We start from the raw sequence: 18,141 nt of genomic DNA, 5'->3' as shown, positions 1-18,141 counted from the left end.
CGTCTGAGTCGGTAACGGCATCGGAGCCAAAGCGCACCCCTCCTGCCAGGGGGGAACCGGACCCGGCCTTCGCCCTTTGGGCGAGATGGCGATCTGCCGGACATGCAGCCAAACCCCATCCACCGTCCAAGCAACACCCAAGGGTGAGCCATGATCCACGACCCGATTCCGCGGGACGTCCAACCCGCTTTGCCGCTATTCGATGAAGAAGCGCTGGACATCGCCGACTACCTGCAGGCCGAGACCGTTCCAGACGACATCCACCGCGACGCAACCCACCGCCAGGGCCTTGGGGCGCTGACGATCGGCGCGATCGGGGTCGTCTATGGCGATATCGGCACTTCGCCGATCTACGCCTTCCGCGAGGCGCTGCGTGCCACCGGCGCGGCACGTCCCGGTGCCGCCGAAGTGCTGGGCATCCTGTCGCTTCTGATCTGGACCTTGGTCCTGATCGTCACGGTGAAGTATGTCTTCTTCCTTCTGCGCGCAGACAACCGGGGCGAGGGCGGCATCCTGTCGCTGTACACGCTGGTGCGGCTGGCGGCGGGAAGACGGTCGGTGCCGGTCCTGCTGCTGGCGCTGTGCGGGGCGGCGCTTTTTGCGGGCGATGCGGCGATCACTCCGGCGATCTCGGTCCTGTCGGCGGTCGAGGGGATGGGGCTGATCCTTCCCACGCTTTCTGCCTACGTCTTGCCCATCACGCTGGGTATTCTGATCGCGCTCTTCATGGTGCAGCGGCGAGGAACGGCCAGCGTGGCCGCGCTTTTCGGGCCTATCTGCGTGGTCTGGTTCCTGGTGCTGGCGGGCCTTGGCGTCTGGCATATCGCGGATGCACCTTCGGTGCTGGCAGCCATCAACCCGGTCTGGGGCATAAGCTTTCTGCTGTACCATACCGGGGTGGCCTTCGTTGTCCTGGGTGCGGTGTTCCTGGCCGTGACCGGGGGCGAGGCGCTGTATGCCGACCTTGGGCATTTCGGACGACCGCCGATCATGTTGGCATGGTTCGCGTTGGTGCTGCCGGCACTGGTGCTGAACTATCTGGGGCAGGGCGCAATGGTCCTGGCCGCACCGGAAAAGGCCGGGGACTCGTTCTTTGCCATGGCGCCCGAGTCGAGCCTGCCGTTCCTTGTGGGCCTGGCCACCATTGCGACAGTGATTGCAAGCCAGGCGGTGATCACCGGGGCGTTCTCGATGGCGCGGGGGGCGGTCCAGCTGGGCTTCCTGCCGCGGCTGCGCATCGTGCATACCGCCGAGGGGCAAAGCGGGCAGATCTACATCGGGGCGGTGAACTGGCTGCTGCTTGGAGGGGTGTTGTGGCTGGTGCTGTCCTTTGGGTCGTCCTCGGCACTGGCTTCGGCGTATGGAATCGCGGTCACGGGGACAATGGTGCTGACTTCGGTGCTGGGCGTGTTGTACCTGGTGCGCTCGGGCCGGTTGCGCGCACCGTGGGCGGTGCTGCTTGCCGCGCCGATCCTGGGGGTGGAACTGGTGTTCCTGGCCTCGAACGCGCTGAAGATCGCCGATGGCGGCTATGTGCCAGTGGTCGTTGCGGCGGTGGTGGGGATGCTGATGTGGGCCTGGTGGCGGGGCACGCAGGCGGTGAAGGCGCGGGTGGCGAAGCTCGCGATCTCGGTCGCAAGCTTCGTGCGGATGATGCGGAACTCCAGCGTGAACGTGATCCCCGGCACGGCGTTTTTCCTGACCGGCGATCCGGGGATCGTGCCCTCGGCGCTGTTGCACAACATCAAGCACAACCGGGTCCTGCACGAGCAGACGGTCCTGCTGACGGTGGAAACCCTGCGCGTGCCCTATGCGACGGCTGACGAGCGGGTGACGGTCGAACCGCTGGGGGGCTGCTTCGTGCGGCTGATCCTGCGCTTCGGCTTCATGGAGACGCCGAACGTCAGCCGGGCGATGGTGCATGCGCGGGCGGCGGGGCTGAAGTTCGATGTGATGGCCTCGACCTTCTTTCTGGGGCGCAGGCGGGCGGTTGCGACGGGAGCAGGATGGGAGCTGGTGTTGGACCGGATCTATGTGGCGCTGTCCCGGATGGCGGCGGACCCGACGGATTTTTACCACCTGCCGCGTGACCGGGTGGTGGAACTGGGCGAGCGGGTGGCAATATGATTAAAACAGTCGGGAATTCTGACATTCGCGTGAAACCCTTGACATGATCCTTCATTGCCGACGGCGGGGCGCACACTTGACGTTAAACCTTGTGTGTCACGGAACCCTTGCAAGGGTATGCAGGTTACTTTAGGTTATCGCGTTCCCGGGGGCGCTGACGCACCGGGCAGATGAGGGGGCAAGGATGAGCACCTACACGAACTTACCCGCGCCAAGCCCGGAACAGGGCTTGAACCGGTATCTGCAGGAAATTCGGAAGTTTCCGCTTCTGGAACCTGAACAGGAATACATGCTGGCGAAACGCTGGGTCGACCATCAGGATGCCAACGCCGCGCACCAGATGGTGACCAGCCACTTGCGCCTCGCCGCGAAGATCGCGATGGGCTATCGCGGCTACGGTCTGCCGCAGGCAGAGGTGATCAGTGAGGCGAACGTCGGGCTGATGCAGGCCGTCAAGCGCTTCGACCCGGAAAAGGGCTTCCGACTGGCCACATATGCGATGTGGTGGATCCGCGCCTCGATCCAGGAATACATCCTGCGGTCCTGGTCGCTGGTAAAGCTGGGCACGACCAGCGCGCAAAAGAAGCTGTTCTTCAACCTGCGCAAGGCGAAGGCCAAGGTCGGCGCGCTGGAGGAAGGCGACCTGCGGCCCGAGAATGTGGCCCAGATCGCCAAGGACCTGTCGGTGACCGAGGCCGAGGTGGTGGACATGAACCGCCGCCTGTCGGGCTCGGACGCGTCGCTGAACGCGACGGTCGGCTCGGACGGCGAAAGTGCCACCCAGTGGCAGGACTGGCTTGAAGACGAGGATTCCGACCAGGCCGAAGCCTATGAGGAAAAGGACGAGCTTGACGCCCGCCGGGCGCTTCTGGTGCAGGCGATGTCTGTCCTGAACGACCGGGAAAAGGACGTCCTGATGCAGCGCCGCCTGTCGGAAGACCCGGTGACGCTGGAAGAGCTGTCGGAAAGCTATGGCGTCAGCCGCGAGCGTATCCGCCAGATCGAGGTCCGCGCCTTCGAGAAGTTGCAGGCCAAGATGCGGGAACTTGCCAAGGGCAAGGGCATGGTGATCCCGGCGTAAGCAAGGACTGTCAGACCTAAGGCCGTGACCCTGGGTCACGGCCTTTTCGTTTGCCCAAGGGCCTTTGGAAGGGTAGGAGGACGTCCATGCGCATGATCGACACCTTTCTCAAGCCGATGCACCCCGAGGGGTGGAAATTCGTTCCCGTCTTCGCGGCCGTCTCACTGGTCCTTTTCTGGCTGTGGGACCCGCTGGGCTGGCTTGGTCTGGGCCTGACCGTCTGGTGCTACTATTTCTTCCGTGACCCCAAGCGCGCGGTGCCCGAGAACGCAGGCCTGCTGGTCAGCCCCGCCGACGGCGTCGTCAGCCTGATCGAGCGCGCGGTGCCTCCGGTCGAGCTGGGCATAGGCCCAGAGGCACTGGTCCGGGTTTCGGTCTTCATGTCGGTCTTCAACTGCCATGTGAACCGCGCGCCCATTGCTGGCCGCGTTACCGCCGTCGCCTATCGGCCTGGCAAGTTCTTCAACGCTTCGCTGGACAAGGCATCGGAAGAAAACGAACGCAACGCCCTGGCAATCGAGATGCAGGACGGTCGCAAGATCGCCGTGGTGCAGATCGCAGGCCTGGTCGCACGCCGGATCATGTGCTGGAAAAAGCCCGGCGACAGCGTCCGCACCGGCGAACGCTTCGGCCTGATCCGCTTTGGCAGCCGCCTTGACGTGTATCTGCCCGAGGGTGTGCAGCCGCAGGTCGCTCTGGGCCAGACGATGGTTGCTGGCGAAAGCGTCATCGCCTTCATCGGGCAGGATGCGCCCGCCCGCGCCGCGCGGGTGGAGTAGGCATGGCGCGCAGGCCGTCCGACCCCCCGCGGGAGCTTCTGCTGCTGAAGCTTCTGCCGAACTTCGTGTCGATCCTTGCGCTCTGCTCGGGTTTGACGGCGATCCGCTACGGCATCGCCGGAAACTTCACGATGGCGGTCCTGCTGATCGGGGTTGCTGCGGCGCTGGACGGGCTGGACGGACGGCTTGCCCGGATGCTCAAGTCGGAAAGCGCCATCGGGGCGGAACTCGATTCCCTGTGCGACTTCGTGAACTTCGGTGTCACGCCGGCGCTGATCCTGTACATGTGGGGCCTTCGGCCGGAAACGAGCCTTGGGTGGATCGCCGTGCTGGTCTATGCGGTGTGCTGCATGCTGCGGCTGGCGCGGTTCAACGTGGGAAGCAGGAACACGGTGGGCGAACCGGCCGAGAAGACGGTGTTCATCGGAGTGCCGTCACCTGCCGGGGCCATGCTGGTCCTGTCGCCGCTTTACCTGTCCTTTGCAACCGACCGGGCCCTGCACCTTCCCCCCGTGCTGGTCGCGGCCTGGATGGTGGGGATCGGCGCGCTGATGATCAGCCGGGTCCGCACCCCGTCCTTGAAGCGTATCACCATTGCGACCGACTACGCACGCTATGTGCTGGTGGGCGCGGTGGTCGTGGTTGCGGCTCTGCTCACCTATCCCTGGACCACGCTTCTGACCCTGTGCCTGGCCTATCTGGCCGGGGTCCTCTGGCTGGCCGTTCGCAGTCTGGGCAAGCCCGGCATCGGCTGATTTCCCGCGCAGGTTGCGGCTTTTCCTTGCAATCCGGGGTGCGGGCGGCACTCTCGCCTTTGCGGAAATGCCAAAGGAATCATGTGCATGCAAGTAGAGGCCATCCAGAAATCCTATCGCCGCTGGGCGCCGGTCTATGATCTGACCTTCGGGCGGATCACGCAGGGCGGGCGCATCCTGGCGGCGGCGCATGTGAACGCCCAGGGCGGGGCAGTGCTGGAGGTGGGGATCGGAACCGGCCTGGCGCTGGGCTACTATGGTGCGCATGTGCGGGTGACGGGGATCGACCTTTCCGCCGAGATGCTGCGTGAGGCCGAGGTTCGGGCGCAGAAGGGCGGTTTGAAGAACCTGGACGGCCTGCACCAGATGGACGCGCGGCGGATCGCCTTCCCGGATGCAAGTTTCGATCATGTCGCCGCGATGCATATCATGTCCGTCGTCCCCGAGCCGGAGCGGGTGCTGGACGAGATGGCCCGCGTGGTGCGCCCCGGAGGCTCGGTGATGATCGCCAACCACTTCGCGGGCCGCGCCGCCGAAGGCTGGGCGGTGGCCGAGCGGCTGGCGGCACCCTTGGCGAACCTGCTGGGCTGGCACTCCGACTTTGCCATCGACCGGGTGCTGGGGCATCCGCTGCTCCGGCTGGAGGAGAGCCGCCAGGTAAGGCCCTTTGGCCTGATGACCTTCCTGCGCTTCCGCCGGGTTGAAGGTCCCGTCAAAACCTGACCTATTGGCGTCGGTGCTTTCGGGGAGGATGACATGAAGCCGGTCAGATGGGGTGTATTGGGTGCGGCGCGGTTCGCGCGGGAACACATGGCTCCGGCGATCCACGCCGCCGAGGGGGCGGAACTGGCCGCGCTGGCGACGTCGGATGCGTCGAAGGCCGCGGGGTTCCAGGCCTTCTGTCCCTCGCTGACAGTCCATACCAGCTATGAGGCGCTTTTGGCCGACCCGTCGATCGACGCGGTCTACATCCCGCTGCCGAACCACATGCACGTCGAATGGACGCTGAAGTGCCTTGCGGCCGGAAAGCATGTGCTGACCGAAAAGCCCATCGCCTTGAAAGCGCGCGAGATCGACCAGATCATCGCGGCGCGGGATCGCTCTGGGTTGCTTGCGGCAGAGGCCTACATGATCGTCCACCATCCGCAGTGGCAGCGCGCGAAGGAATGGTTCGAGGCCGGAGAGATCGGCGATCTGGTCCATGCCGACGTCGCCTTCAGCTTCAACCTGACCGACATGGGCAACATCCGCATGAAGCCGGAAACCGGCGGTGGGTCGTTGCGCGACATCGGGGTCTATACCTTCGGGTCGATGCGCTTTGTCACCGGTGCGGAGCCCGTGGACATCTCGGCCCGCATCCACCGCGACAATGGCGTCGATACCTTCGCCCAGGTCGCGGCCACGATGGAGGGGCCGCCCAATAAACCTTATGCAGGGCGCTTCACCTATGGCTCTGTGACCTCGATGCGGATGTACAACCGGCAGGTCGCGACGTTCCAGGGGACGAAGGGTATGATCCGGCTGGAGGGCGGTCCTTTCAACGCCAACGTCAACGACCTGGCCGAGGTGGAACTGCACCAGGACGGCAACCGGGTGATCGTCGAACGCTTCCCCACGGCCAACCACTACAAGCTGCAGGTCGAGGCCTTCGGCCGAACCGTCCGCGAGGGAGCAGCCTATCCCTGCCCGCTGGAATTCGTGCGCGGCACCCAGGCGATGATGGACCGGGTCTACGAGGTCGCCGTCGATATCTGACACCCGCTCGTCGATGACTTCGTCACTCCTCGCTGGGGGGAGGCGCATCACGACGAGGCGACGAAGTCGAACGAGGCGTGGTCCGGGGGTTTTCCCGGACCAACCGCAAGCCTAGATCAAGCGAAAGTATACCGGAGGACCCGATGACCCTGCCCCTGCCCAAGCCCGTTTTCGATGCAAATGCCAGCGGGGGCGGGTTCGGCGATTTGCCCGACTGGGACCTGACCGACCTTTACCCCAGCGCCGATGGCCCGGAATTCGCGGCCGACATGGCGGAACTGGAACGCGCCTGCGCCGCCTTTGCCCAGACCTACGAGGGGCGGCTGGGTCGGCAGGACGCGGCGGGCCTTCTGGCCTGCGTGCAGGAATACGAACGTATCGAGGTCATCGCCGGGCGGCTGATGTCCTATGCGGGGCTGCGCTATTATCAGAACACCATCGACCCCGAACGTGCGCAGTTCATGGGCAATGCCCAGGACAAGGTGACCACGGCGACGACTCCGCTGGTGTTCTTCTCGCTTGAATTCAACCGGCTGGACGATGATCACCTGGTCCGCCTCCTGGCCGCCAACGCGGACCTTGCGCGCTACAAGCCGGTCTTTGACCGGATGCGCGCGATGCGTCCGCACCAGTTGTCGGACGAGCTGGAACGTTTCCTGCATGACGAGTCGGTCGTCGGCGCGTCGGCCTGGAACAAGCTGTTCGACGAGACGATGGCGGGCCTGATGTTCGCGGTCGAGGGCGAAGCGGAAGAGCTGAACCTGGAAGCCACGCTGAACCTTCTGACCGACCCCCAGCGCCCCCGGCGTCAGGCGGCGGCGCAGGCGCTGGCGGGGGTGTTCGAGAAGAACGTCAAGCTCTTCGCCCGCATCCACAACACGCTGGCCAAGGAGAAGGAAATTCACGACCGCTGGCGCAAGATGCCCTCGCCCCAGCATGGTCGTCACCTGTCGAACCACGTCGAACCCGAGGTCGTCGAGGCCCTGCGCAACGCCGTGGTCGCGGCCTATCCGAAACTTTCGCACCGCTACTATCGGCTGAAGGCCAAGTGGATGGGCCTGGACAAGCTGCAAGTCTGGGACCGCAACGCCCCGCTGCCGTCGGAAACTCCGCGCATCGTGGACTGGTCCGAAGCGCGCCGCATGGTGACCGAGGCCTACGCGGCCTTCGATCCCCGGATGGCCGACCTTGCCACGCCCTTCTTCGACAAGGGCTGGATCGACGCTGGCGTGAAACCCGGCAAGGCCCCCGGTGCCTTTGCGCACCCCACGGTCACCACAGTCCACCCTTACGTGATGCTGAACTACCTCGGAAAACCGCGCGACGTGATGACGCTGGCACATGAACTGGGCCACGGCGTGCATCAGGTTCTGGCAGCGGGGCAGGGCGAATTGCTGTCCTCTACCCCCCTGACGCTGGCGGAAACCGCCAGCGTCTTCGGCGAGATGCTGACCTTCCGCAAGCTTCTGGACCAGGCGAAGACCCCAGCGGAAAAGAAGACGCTGCTCGCGGGCAAGGTCGAGGACATGATCAACACGGTCGTCCGCCAGATCGCCTTCTACGACTTCGAATGCAAACTACACGCCGCCCGGGCGCAGGGGGAGTTGACGCCCGAGGATATCAACGCGCTGTGGATGTCGGTCCAGGCGCAGTCCCTGGGCGACGCCTTCGAGTTCATGGATGGGTATGAGACCTTCTGGGCCTATATCCCGCACTTTGTCCACTCGCCCTTCTACGTCTATGCCTATGCCTTCGGAGATGGTCTCGTGAACGCGCTTTACGCGGCCTATGCGGGCGGCCTGCCGGACTTTCAAGAGAAGTACTTCGCCATGCTGAAGGCGGGCGGGTCGATGCACCACAAGGACCTGCTTGCGCCCTTCGGGCTGGACGCCAGTGACCCGAAGTTCTGGGACAAGGGCCTGTCGATGATCGCGGGCTTCATCGACGAGCTGGAGGCGATGGAGGGGTAGGATGCATTGGTCCGACCTTCAGCGTGCCGTGGCGGCCTGGAGTGACCATGAGCGGGTCGAGCCGGCCGACGCGGTGCGGCGGGTTCGGCAGGTGGCGTACCTGCTTCACATCGGAGCAAGGTCGGGATCGCTTCCTACCGCTGAGGCTGTTGATCGGCTGGACTGTCGGATACCCTTCACGCAGCAGGGCGGGCGTAGCATCGGTATCAGGGACCGCTACGATGACCTGGCCGAGGTGGGCTCGGCTCGGATTCTTGGCTCGGATTAGCGAGGGCTCGCCCTTCTTCGACGACATCTGGCAGCGATATCAGCTGCACTGCGTGGAACTGGGTCAGCCGCCTGCCTGCTTCATCGGCGACAATCCCAGGACGGGCCGGATATTCTTCTGCTATCCCGCCTGATGGCCCGCCCCCGCTGTCTTCCGATTGGGTGGCAGTAACTGAGAGCGGTGCTGTGCTAACTTGATGTATGGTGGCGAAGGGTGGAGCAAACTCAGCCTTTCGCCTCCAGATGATCCAGCAGCTCGTGTTCGGGCACGTCGGACAGGTCCTTCGAAAACTCTGCCGTGATCTCATGCGCAAGGTCCTTCGGCATCGCCTTGCGCAAGGCTCCCAGCATCTTCGGGCCCGCGGCAAGGACGATGCGGCCAGCGCCGCCCTTCTTCCATTCGGCCTCCAGAGCGGCGACGACATGCTTGGCAAGGCGCGGACGTTCGATCGCGTCGTCATCGCTTCCACCGTTGCCGAAGTTGATCCCGCCCGAGCGGTTGCGGCCAGTTTCGGTGATGGTGTGGGACCAATCGGCGAAATCATCCGCTCCGGCGGCGTGGATCGGGTCCAGTTTGCCACCGTTGCCGCGCAGGAGCCGGAAGCCCCGTTCGTCGGCGATGCAGTAAAGCGTGTCTGCGGCTTTCATGACATTTCCTTTCTTGTTGGCTTGCGGGCAACAGTCCGCAAGGATGAGCGGCTGCACCATGACAAGGATCAGGGCATGCCACATTTTTCACTGGCGCTGCCCTGCATGCGGCGGAAACGCGCATGTTAGCAACGTGGGGCTTGGCAAGCCGGTTCCGCGCCCCTAGCTTCGGAAGGAAGACAGGAGATCAAGATGCCCAAGCTCGTTCGCCTTTACCTTGAAAGCGTCGCCGTGGGCTTCGCGGTGGCTGCGGCCTTCACCGGCGGGCTGATGTGGCTGGATGTGGCGGGGATCGGGCATCTGGTGCTGGGGTCTGACATCGGCCTGATCGCTGTCGCGATGCTGGTGATCTTCAATGGCATCGTCTTCTCGGCCGTGCAGTTTGCGTTCCGTATCATGAACATGGCGGAAGACGACGCGGGTCCGATGGGGGGCCGCGGCGCGCGCGAGCCGGTCCTGGTGCCCGTGCCGGTTCCCGTCAAGCAGCGGAACGGTCGGCGCTAGGCCCCGATTTCTTCGAAGAAATCGGACCGGAGTTTTCGAAAACTCCGGGTGCCCGGATAACGGGTGGCGGGCCCGCAGCAGCCGTGGAGTGCCGGGATTTCCCGAGAGCCAGAGGTCTCAGGTGGGGACCAGGTAACAGGACCAGGATCCTGTCAGAGCCAGCCCCCGTGCGTTTGCTTATCGGCCACTGGAAAAAAGGCCTCGCACGTGAGGAGCAGAACCCGCCAAGGCTCAAGATAGGCGTGTGGGGGGCCGGGCGCAAGGCTGGACAGATGTTCACCTTTGGTTCATATTTGCCCACATGGACATGCCGGTCGACATCGCAGAAACCCTGCCCGCCCTGCCGGGTCAGCGCCTGCAACGTGGCGTCTGCCGGGGCCTGCGGGCCCTGGATTTCGTTTGCGTCGAGGAACTTATCCCGACGTCGGGCCTGCGGGTCGATGTGATGGCGCTGGGACCGAAAGGCGAGGTCTGGGTGGTTGAGTGCAAGTCGGGCCGGGCGGATTACCGGGCCGACCGCAAGTGGCAGGGCTACCTCGACTGGTGCGACCGGTTCTTCTGGGCAGTGGATGCCGATTTCCCGGTGGAGCTTCTGCCACCCGACACCGGGTTGATTCTGGCCGACCCCTACGATGCCGAAGTTGTGCGGATGGCACCGGAGACGCCCTTGTCGGGCGCGCGGCGCAAGGTGGTGCTGCGGACCTTCGCCCGGGCGGCGGCGGGGCGGCTGCAGTTGATGCGGGATCCCGTCGCGGGGGTTTGAGAGCCAAATCTTTTCGAAAAGATTTGCAAATTCCTTCGAAGGAATTTGATCCGGCCCCTACCGTGCCGCGACACCCCCCGACGTGTCGTCGTCCTTCACCGGGATCAGGCGCGGTGCGTCCTTTGCCGCCGTTCCGCGGCCCGAAAGCGAGGGGTTTTCCATGAAGAACTGGTGGCAGTTGAACAGCTGCGCGCCCTCGGGACCCAGGTCGCGGGCATAGCTGCCGTCGGGCGACAGGACCCAGCTTTGCGCCTCGTCACCCAGGTTTGCGGCCATGATCTGGCTGAGGATCTGGTTCTTGACGGTGGGGTTATGCACCTCGACCAGGGTTTCCACCCGCCGCGTCAGGTTGCGACCCATCCAGTCGGCAGATGAGAAGAACACCCGCGCCTTCTTGGCCGGCAGCCCGTAGCCGTTGCCGTAGCAGACTATGCGGGAATGTTCCAGGAAGCGCCCGACGATGGACTTTACCCGGATGTTTTCGGACAGGCCCTTCACCCCGGGCCGCAAGCCGCAGATGCCGCGCACGATGAGGCTGATCTTCACCCCGGCCTGGCTTGCTGCGTAAAGCGCGTCGATCACGTCGGGTTCGATGATCGAGTTCATCTTGGCCCAGATCTCGGCAGGACGTCCGGCGCGGGCGTGGTCGGCCTCGGATGCGATAAGGTCCAGAAGGCGCGGCTTCAGCGTGATCGGGCTGATCGCCAGGTTCTCCAGACCCTGCGGCTGCACGTAGCCAGACAGGTAGTTGAAGACCTTGGTCGCATCGCGGCCAAGCGCCGGGTCGCAGGTGAAGAACGAAAGGTCAGTGTAGATCCGCGCGGTGATCGGGTGGTAGTTGCCGGTGCCGTAATGGGTGTAGGTGACCAGGTGGTCACCCTCGCGGCGGACGACGGTGCTGATCTTGGCGTGGGTCTTGTAGTTGACGAAGCCGTAGACGACATGCGCCCCGGCCCGTTCCAGCCGCCGCGACTGGCGGATGTTCGCAGCTTCGTCAAAGCGCGCCTTCAGTTCCACCAGCGCCGTCACCGACTTGCCGTTCTCGGCTGCTTCGCACAAAGCGCTGACGATGGGACTGTCCCAGGAGGTGCGATAGAGCGTCTGCTTGATCGCCAGCACGTTCGGGTCGGTCGCCGCCTGCTGCAGGAAACGGATGACCATGTCGAACGTCTCATACGGGTGATGCAGCAGCATGTCCTTTTGCCGGATCGCGGCGAACATGTCGTCCTCGTGATCCTTCACCCGTTCCGGCACCCGGGGGATGAAGGGGGGCCACATCAGGTCCTTGCGGCTGGACAGGATCAATTCCTTGAGGTCGGCGACGCCCAGCAGGCCCTTCACTTCCACCACCTCGTCCTCGGTGACGGCAAGCTCTTCCATGATCAGCGCGCGCAAGCTTTCCGGCGCACCGGCGGAAAGCTTCAGGCGGATCACCTCGCCCCGGCGACGGCGCTTCAGCGCGGTCTCGAACTCGCGCACCAGGTCCTCGGCCTCGTCCTCGACTTCCAGGTCGCTGTCGCGCAGCACGCGGAAGGTGCAATGGCCGCGGTCGGTGTAACCGGGAAACAGCATGTCGAGGTGCAGAAGCAGAAGTTCTTCCAGCGGCAGGAACCGGTGCTCGCCCTCTTTTCCCGGCAGGGGCACGAAGCGCGCGATCTGCTGCGGGATCGGCAGCAGTGCCTTCAGCGGGCGGTGATCGGTGATCCGCTCCAGCTCTAGCGCCAGGGAAAATCCGGTGTTCGGGATGAAGGGAAACGGGTGTGCGGGGTCGATGGCCAGGGGGGACAGCACCGGAAAGACGTTCGACAGGAAATGCGTCTCAAGATGCTTCAGGTCGCGCGCCGTCAGTTTCGTCCGCTGGACCAGGGTGATCCCCTCGGTCTCCATCTCTTTGCGAAGGCGGTTGAAGGTGGTCTGCTGGGTCTGCATCAGACTGCGCGCATCGGCGTTGATCAGCTGCAACTGTTCGGCCGGGCTGCGGCCATCTTCGGACAGGGTGGCATTGCCGTTGCGGACCAGGGCGCGCAGGCCCGCCACGCGGACGGTATAGAATTCGTCCAGGTTTGTGGCGCTGATCGACAAAAAGCGCAGCCGTTCCAGAAGCGGGACCTGGGGGTTCGCGGCTTCTTCCAGCACACGCCAGTTGAAGGCCAGCCAGGAGAGCTCGCGGTTGAAGAAGCGGCCGGGGCCGGCGGTCTCTGCGAAGGGCAGCTCGACGGGCGCGGGGAACGGGGAACGAAGGAAATCAGCCTGGGTCATGGGCGCGCTTATGCCGTCCACACTGTGAAACTATTGCGACAGTTAGGCAGCTTGTCCGCAGACTGTCCAGCAAAGCTGATGTGCGTCCTAATCAAGGCCAAGAACCTCGCCCGCCAGCGCCCGGGTGATGGGCCGACCGGCGGCCAGGGCGCGGGCATCCAGCGCCGCGACAAGGCCCCGAGCGGCGCCGATCGACCGGGGCATCCTGCTGACCAGATAGGGGATCAGGTTCGGCGGCACTGCGACCTGGCGGTCGGCGAAGAGCTTGACCAGCACGGCCGAAAGCAGCGTATCGTCCGGCCCGTCCAGGGTCGCGATGGCGGTGGCCTGCATCCGGCTTTTCAGGTCGGCAAGCGCCAGGCCCCAGTCGCGCGGCGGGGTGCGGGCGGTCAGCAGAAGCGCGCCCGAAGTGGTGACGAGGTTGTGCAAGTGGAAAAGCTGGGCCTCGGCCCCCCCGCTTGCGCCCCCGCCGATCCGGTCGGCATCCTCGACTGCCACCGCCCGCCCGGCAAGGCTGGCGATGTCCACATCGGCCAGCCTGTCGGCGGGCAGGATCACCGCCTCGGCCAGAGCGGCCCAGACATGCGCAAGATGCGTCTTGCCCGAGCCTTCTGGGCCGACGATCATCTGCTTCCGGCCCGGCCAGTCCTGCCAGCCCTCGACCGCCTGCAGTGCCAGCGCGTTCGAGGGAGCCACGAAGAAATGCTCGCGCGTCATCGCCTCGGGGTTGGGCAGGTCGAACGCAAGCTGGCGGGTCACGCGCCCTCTCCGGCCCCGCCGGTGGTCTTGCGGCTGCGCTTCTGACGGGGCACCGGCGCGGCGGGCAGCGGCACGGCTTCGGGCGGCTGGGCGCTGCGCGCGGTGGTCCCCTTGTACAGCAGGCTTGCGCGGTATTGCTCGATGCCGAAGCGGGTAAGCACCCCGATCGAGGCGGCGACAGGCACCGCGATCAGCATGCCGACGAAGCCGAAGACGGTGCCGAAGGCTGACAGCGCGAACAAAAGCCAGACCGGGTGCAGCCCGACCGACTTGCCCACCAGGCGGGGGGTCAGGATGTTGCCCTCGACAAACTGGCCGGCCGCGAAGATGGCCGCTACGATGCCGATCTGCAGCCAGTCGCCCCAGAACTGGAACAGCGCAAGGCCGACGGCCAGAATCCCGCCGACCAGCGAGCCCACGTAGGGGATGAAGGTGATGGCGCCCGCGATGGCCCCGACGATCAGGCCGAATTGCAGGCCCGCCGCCATCAGGGCGACGGCGTAGAAGGTGCCCAGCGCAAGGCAGACCGAGACCTGGCCGCGCACGAAGCCCGCCAGCACCGCGTCGATCTCGCGCGCAAGGCGGCGGATCGTGGGGGCGTGGTCCAGAGGCAGCATGGAATCGATCCGGGCGACCATCTCGTCCCAGTCCAGGAGAAGGTAGAAAGCCACGACCGGCACGACGACGATGAAGACGACGACCGAGATCACCCCCAGCGCCGAGCTTACGACGCCCTGCACCAGCTCTCCGCCCCGCGCCTGGATAGCCGCGCCAAGTTCGGCAAGGGTCTGGCGGATGGTCGAGGTGCTGTCGGCCAGCTCGGGGAAACGTTCCAGCAGGAAGCCCTGCAGGCGTTTGGCGATGTCGGGCGCTGCATTGACCAGTGCGGTCAGCTGGTTGACCAGCGTCGGGATCACCGCCAGCACCAGCAGGACGACCAGAAGCAAGGCCACCAGCGAGATCACGGTCGTCGCGGTGACGCGGGACATGCCCAGACGCTCCAGCCGGTCGGCCACTGGGTCCAGGAAATAGGCGATGGCGCCGCCGACGATGAAGGGCAAGAGCACATTTCCCAGCAACCACAGAAGCAGCAGGAAGACCGCCGCGGCGATGCCCCAGTAGCGCAACTGGTGTGAGATCGGCAGGGCCATGCGGGTTCCTTCGCTTTGCCCCACATATCGCCCGCGCTGCCAACCCGCGCAAGGGGAGAGACGGGCGGAAACCCGCTGTCAGCATGTGCTTAAGTCCGACGGGGTAAGCGCCGCCGGGATGGAGGCGGGGCTTGGGATCGGTGCAGAAGGGGTCATCCGGGACGCGGTGTCCCGGCTCTGGCCCTTGCTTCCTTGCAAGGCCGAACCGAAAGGCAAGACGATGAAACTGAAGCTTCTCACCCTCCTTGCACTGACCTCGATGCCGATGGCGGCGCTGGCCATGCCCGTTGTGGGCGACCTGATCGGCACCGACCCGACCACCGCCACGGCGGCGCTGGAAAAGGCAGGCTGCAAGGTGACCGAGTTCGAGGCCGAGGATGGCAAGATCGAGGCCAAGTGCACCGACACGGCCACCAGCAAGCCGATGGAGGTCTACCTTGACCCGGCTTCGGGCAAGGTTGTCGAGATCAAGGCGGAAGACTGACATGGCAACCCCCCGGACTACCGCTGCCCCGCCCTCGCTCTGGGACCCCGTCGTGCGGATCACGCATTGGGGGATCGCCGTTTCGGTCCTGGTCAACGCCGCACTGGACGAGGGCGGCAGCCTTCTCCACGTCTCGCTTGGCTGGCTGGTGCTGGCGCTTTTGGTGCTGCGGCTGGTCTGGGGGGTGCTTGGCCCCCGGGAGGCCCGCTTCTCGGCTTTCCCGCCCAACCCCGTCGCCGCGCTGCGCCACGTGCGCCAGCTTGCTTCGGGCCGGGTGCGGCATTACCCGTCACACAACCCCGCGGGCGCGCTGATGGCTTATGCGTTCTGGGCCTGCCTGGCACTGGTCACCGTCACCGGGCTGGTGATGACCGGCGGTGCGACACCGATGCAGGTGGCCGACGACAAGGCAGCGGTTGCATCCGGCGACTGGTCTGCTTTGATCAGGGAGAGCGAAGGCGAATCCTCGGAAGACGGGGACAACAGCCTGCGTCACACAGCCGAAGAGGTGCATGAAGTGGTTGCCAACCTGCTGTTGATCCTTGCCGCGCTGCACGTCGTCGGCGTCTTCGTCGAAGCCCGCGCCCTGCGTCGCAGCCTGGTCGCGCCGATGGTGCTTGGCCAAAGGCGCAAATGACCGCCGCCCCGGACATCATCACTGCAGGGCGCCGCCAGACTGCGGCGCTCTCGATCTTTCTGGTGGTGCAGACGCTGGGGACGGTGTTCTTCGTCGGCGACGTGATCGGCGACCTGCGCGCGGATCCGATGTCGGTCCACTTCATCTTCGAGGCCGTGGTGACCGCGGCCCTCGTCCTTGGGATCCTCTTCGGCACCTTCGCCCTGCGCCGCACCATCGAGCTTCTGCGCGCCCAGGACCAGGCGCTTGCGGTGGCTCGCGGGGCGCTGTCGGACGTGATCGACCGCCAGTTCCAGGCCTGGGCGCTGACGCCGGCCGAACGAGACGTGGGGTTCCTGGCGCTGAAGGGCCTTGACGTGGCCGAGATCGCCGAGCTGCGTGGCGCCGCGCAAGGCACGGTGCGGGCACAGCTGACACGGATCTATTCCAAGGCCGGGGTCTCGGGCCGCGCCCAGTTTGCGGCGTTCTTCGTCGAGGATCTGTTGGGTGCAGCTGTTCCTGCGGCAGCGTAGGGTGGGCGATATCGCCCACCCTACTCAGGCCCGCAGCGTGAAGCCGCGCGCCAGATGGTTTCGGACGAACCAGATCATCGCCACCCCCGGCACGAGCGACAGGCAGGTCATTGCCATCACCATCCCGATGTCGGTCTGAAAGCTGAACATCGCCTGGATCGCCATGGTGACCGGCTTGCCCCCGGTGACCGTCAGGATGCGGGCGAAGACGACCTCGACCCAGGAAAAGATGAAACAGAAGAAGGCCGCCACCCCGATCCCCGGCGCGATCTGCGGGATAAGGTGGCGGAAAAAGAACGAAGCCCCCGTGTGACCGTCCAGGAAGGCCGTCTCGTCGAACTCTCTTGGCACCGCGCGAATGAAGCTTTCCAGCACCCAGATCGCCACCGGCAGGTTGAACAGGCAATGCACCAGGGCGATCCCGACGGGTGAGTTGACCAGGCCGAACTGGCTGAACAGGATGAAGATCGGCAAGGACAGCACCACCGGCGGCGTGACCCGGAACACCAGGATCATCAGCAGGAAATGCCGGTCCCCGGCAAAGCGGTAGCGGGCCAGCGCATAGGCTGCGGGCAGGCCGATCCCGATGCAAAGCCCGACGTTGAGGACCACGTAGATCAGCGAATTTACCATAGCCGCCTTCAGCTCGGGCGCGGCCAGGACACTGCGATAATTCATCAGACCGATGGTCCCCTCGGCCACCCGATCGGTAGGCAGCGTCGCCGTGAAGCTGAGAATGACGGCCTGCACCAGCGGCAGCAGGATGAATCCGGCAAGCGCGAGGATGCCCAGGTGTCTCATGTCTCGCGCTCACGCGTGGCGGCGACGAAGGCCCAGACCACGGCCAGCACGATCAGGAAATACAGCGTCGCCCGCGCGGCCGCCTGGCCATAGGAAAAGCCCTTGATTTCCTCACCCAGTTCCAGCGTCAGGAAGCGGGTGGCGTCGTTGGGGCCGCCCGCGTTGATCGCGAAGGCCTCGGTGTAGATCATGAAGCTGTCGACGAAGCGCAAGAGGAACACGATGGCCAGCGCCCCGGTGATGCGCGGCAACTGGATGAACCGGAACACCGCCCAGCGTGAGGCGCCGTCGATGGCCGCCGCCTGCAAGTAGGCGGGCGGGATCGCCGGCAGCCCGGCATAGGCCAGCACCACGACCAGGCCCAGCCAGTGCCAGGTGTCCATCACCAGGATCAGCACCCAGGTATGCCAGCCGGTGAACTTCCAGTCGAAGCCGACTGTGGCGAGGCTCGGCCCCAGCAACCCCGTCTCGGGCTGGATCAGCCCCAGCCAGAACATCGGGATCATGTTCCACGGCACCACCAGCGGCAGCGCCACCAGCATCAGCCCCCAGACCGCCCGCCTGCCATAGGTCAGCAGCAGCAGCGCCACCCCGATCCCAAGCGGAACCTGGATGCCAAGGGCGAGGATGGAGAACAGAAGGCTCCGACCCAGCGAGGCAAGGAAGCGGTCGGACTGCAGGATGTCCGCAAACCACTGCGGCCCAACCCAGAAGACATCGGACAGGGTGAAGATGTCGTGAAAGCCGTAGTTGATGACCGCCAGCAGCGGCAGCGCGCCCACAAGGCCCAAAAGCGTCAGGGCAGGCAGGATCAGGAACCAGGCGCGATTATCATGCGGACGCATGGGAAGGCAGGGGACAGGCAAGTGTTTCCCAAGTCAACCCCGTG

19 protein-coding genes are annotated in these 18,141 nt (G+C 65.1%); 13 read left to right on the top strand and 6 right to left on the bottom strand.

The annotated features are described in order from the left end of the window. Positions 1 to 150: 150 nt before the first annotated feature. The 8 genes from Q8M85_RS06155 to Q8M85_RS06120 all read left to right on the top strand — a co-directional run bounded on the left by Q8M85_RS06155 (position 151) and on the right by Q8M85_RS06120 (position 8,735). A complete protein-coding gene (locus tag Q8M85_RS06155; protein WP_305541677.1) occupies positions 151 to 2,127 on the top strand; it encodes a potassium transporter Kup in 1,977 nt (658 codons plus the stop codon). A 184-nt stretch (positions 2,128 to 2,311) separates the two neighbouring features. After that, on the top strand, positions 2,312 to 3,208 hold the full coding sequence (gene rpoH, locus Q8M85_RS06150) for an RNA polymerase sigma factor RpoH (RefSeq protein WP_305541674.1): 897 nt from the start codon (positions 2,312 to 2,314) through the stop codon (positions 3,206 to 3,208). Between the two features lie 86 nt (positions 3,209 to 3,294). Next, positions 3,295 to 3,987: a phosphatidylserine decarboxylase gene (locus Q8M85_RS06145; protein WP_305541672.1), complete on the top strand. Its 693-nt coding sequence runs from the start codon at positions 3,295 to 3,297 to the stop codon at positions 3,985 to 3,987. A gap of 2 nt (positions 3,988 to 3,989) precedes the next feature. Beyond that, positions 3,990 to 4,742 carry a CDP-diacylglycerol--serine O-phosphatidyltransferase gene (gene pssA, locus Q8M85_RS06140; protein ID WP_305541669.1) on the top strand — a complete coding sequence of 251 codons (753 nt, stop codon included), beginning with the start codon at positions 3,990 to 3,992 and terminating at the stop codon, positions 4,740 to 4,742. Positions 4,743 to 4,829: 87 nt separating this feature from the next. Further along, entirely contained in the window at positions 4,830 to 5,465 is a 636-nt protein-coding gene (locus Q8M85_RS06135; protein ID WP_305541666.1) for a class I SAM-dependent methyltransferase, read from the top strand. A 33-nt stretch (positions 5,466 to 5,498) separates the two neighbouring features. Beyond that, the gene (locus Q8M85_RS06130) at positions 5,499 to 6,497 is read left to right on the top strand and encodes a Gfo/Idh/MocA family protein (protein ID WP_305541664.1); all 999 of its coding nucleotides are present in this window, start codon (positions 5,499 to 5,501) and stop codon (positions 6,495 to 6,497) included. 143 nt (positions 6,498 to 6,640) lie between these two features. Next, positions 6,641 to 8,467 carry a M3 family oligoendopeptidase gene (locus Q8M85_RS06125; RefSeq protein ID WP_305541661.1) on the top strand — a complete coding sequence of 609 codons (1,827 nt, stop codon included), beginning with the start codon at positions 6,641 to 6,643 and terminating at the stop codon, positions 8,465 to 8,467. A gap of 1 nt (position 8,468) precedes the next feature. Beyond that, the gene (locus tag Q8M85_RS06120; protein WP_305541658.1) at positions 8,469 to 8,735 is read left to right on the top strand and encodes a hypothetical protein; all 267 of its coding nucleotides are present in this window, start codon (positions 8,469 to 8,471) and stop codon (positions 8,733 to 8,735) included. 224 nt (positions 8,736 to 8,959) lie between these two features. Here Q8M85_RS06120 and Q8M85_RS06115 read toward each other — a convergent pair whose 3' ends face one another. Continuing rightward, entirely contained in the window at positions 8,960 to 9,382 is a 423-nt protein-coding gene (locus Q8M85_RS06115; protein WP_305541655.1) for a host attachment protein, read from the bottom strand. A gap of 192 nt (positions 9,383 to 9,574) precedes the next feature. Here Q8M85_RS06115 and Q8M85_RS06110 point away from each other — a divergent pair, with 192 nt between their 5' ends. Both Q8M85_RS06110 and Q8M85_RS06105 read left to right on the top strand, forming a co-directional pair. After that, entirely contained in the window at positions 9,575 to 9,886 is a 312-nt protein-coding gene (locus tag Q8M85_RS06110) for a hypothetical protein (RefSeq protein ID WP_305541652.1), read from the top strand. A 307-nt stretch (positions 9,887 to 10,193) separates the two neighbouring features. Next, positions 10,194 to 10,649 (top strand): MmcB family DNA repair protein, encoded by a 456-nt coding sequence (locus Q8M85_RS06105; RefSeq protein ID WP_305542977.1) that lies wholly within the window; start codon positions 10,194 to 10,196, stop codon positions 10,647 to 10,649. Between the two features lie 57 nt (positions 10,650 to 10,706). Here Q8M85_RS06105 and Q8M85_RS06100 read toward each other — a convergent pair whose 3' ends face one another. The 3 genes from Q8M85_RS06100 to Q8M85_RS06090 form a co-directional block, all read right to left on the bottom strand. Continuing rightward, positions 10,707 to 12,908 (bottom strand): RNA degradosome polyphosphate kinase, encoded by a 2,202-nt coding sequence (locus Q8M85_RS06100; RefSeq protein ID WP_305541649.1) that lies wholly within the window; start codon positions 12,906 to 12,908, stop codon positions 10,707 to 10,709. Positions 12,909 to 12,995: 87 nt separating this feature from the next. Further along, a complete protein-coding gene (locus Q8M85_RS06095; protein WP_305541646.1) occupies positions 12,996 to 13,667 on the bottom strand; it encodes a DnaA/Hda family protein in 672 nt (223 codons plus the stop codon). Beyond that, positions 13,664 to 14,818 (bottom strand): AI-2E family transporter, encoded by a 1,155-nt coding sequence (locus Q8M85_RS06090; protein ID WP_305541643.1) that lies wholly within the window; start codon positions 14,816 to 14,818, stop codon positions 13,664 to 13,666. Before Q8M85_RS06090 ends, Q8M85_RS06095 begins: the two co-directional genes overlap by 4 nt. Before the next feature lie 85 nt (positions 14,819 to 14,903). Here Q8M85_RS06090 and Q8M85_RS06085 point away from each other — a divergent pair, with 85 nt between their 5' ends. Genes Q8M85_RS06085 through Q8M85_RS06075 form a run of 3 tightly spaced genes read left to right on the top strand, consistent with a single transcriptional unit; the run spans position 14,904 to position 16,451 of the window. Further along, the gene (locus Q8M85_RS06085) at positions 14,904 to 15,302 is read left to right on the top strand and encodes a PepSY domain-containing protein (protein WP_305541638.1); all 399 of its coding nucleotides are present in this window, start codon (positions 14,904 to 14,906) and stop codon (positions 15,300 to 15,302) included. 1 nt (position 15,303) lies between these two features. Continuing rightward, positions 15,304 to 15,939: a cytochrome b/b6 domain-containing protein gene (locus Q8M85_RS06080; RefSeq protein ID WP_305541635.1), complete on the top strand. Its 636-nt coding sequence runs from the start codon at positions 15,304 to 15,306 to the stop codon at positions 15,937 to 15,939. Continuing rightward, positions 15,936 to 16,451, top strand: a complete 516-nt coding sequence (locus tag Q8M85_RS06075) for a helix-turn-helix transcriptional regulator (protein ID WP_305541632.1) — start codon at positions 15,936 to 15,938, stop codon at positions 16,449 to 16,451. Before Q8M85_RS06080 ends, Q8M85_RS06075 begins: the two co-directional genes overlap by 4 nt. Before the next feature lie 24 nt (positions 16,452 to 16,475). Here Q8M85_RS06075 and Q8M85_RS06070 read toward each other — a convergent pair whose 3' ends face one another. Together Q8M85_RS06070 and Q8M85_RS06065 are read right to left on the bottom strand one after the other, a co-directional pair. Then, on the bottom strand, positions 16,476 to 17,252 hold the full coding sequence (locus tag Q8M85_RS06070) for a carbohydrate ABC transporter permease (RefSeq protein ID WP_305541629.1): 777 nt from the start codon (positions 17,250 to 17,252) through the stop codon (positions 16,476 to 16,478). Beyond that, positions 17,249 to 18,097, bottom strand: coding sequence for a carbohydrate ABC transporter permease (locus tag Q8M85_RS06065; RefSeq protein WP_305541626.1), 849 nt, complete (start codon positions 18,095 to 18,097; stop codon positions 17,249 to 17,251). The genes Q8M85_RS06070 and Q8M85_RS06065 overlap by 4 nt, the downstream gene beginning before the upstream one ends. Positions 18,098 to 18,141: the final 44 nt, after the last annotated feature.

Source organism: Tabrizicola sp. (genome assembly GCF_030694085.1).
In the GTDB taxonomy this organism is placed as follows: Bacteria; Pseudomonadota; Alphaproteobacteria; order Rhodobacterales; family Rhodobacteraceae; genus Tabrizicola.
The sequence above is the reverse complement of the archived record's forward strand: the minus strand, read 5'-3'. Positions and strand labels throughout refer to the sequence as shown.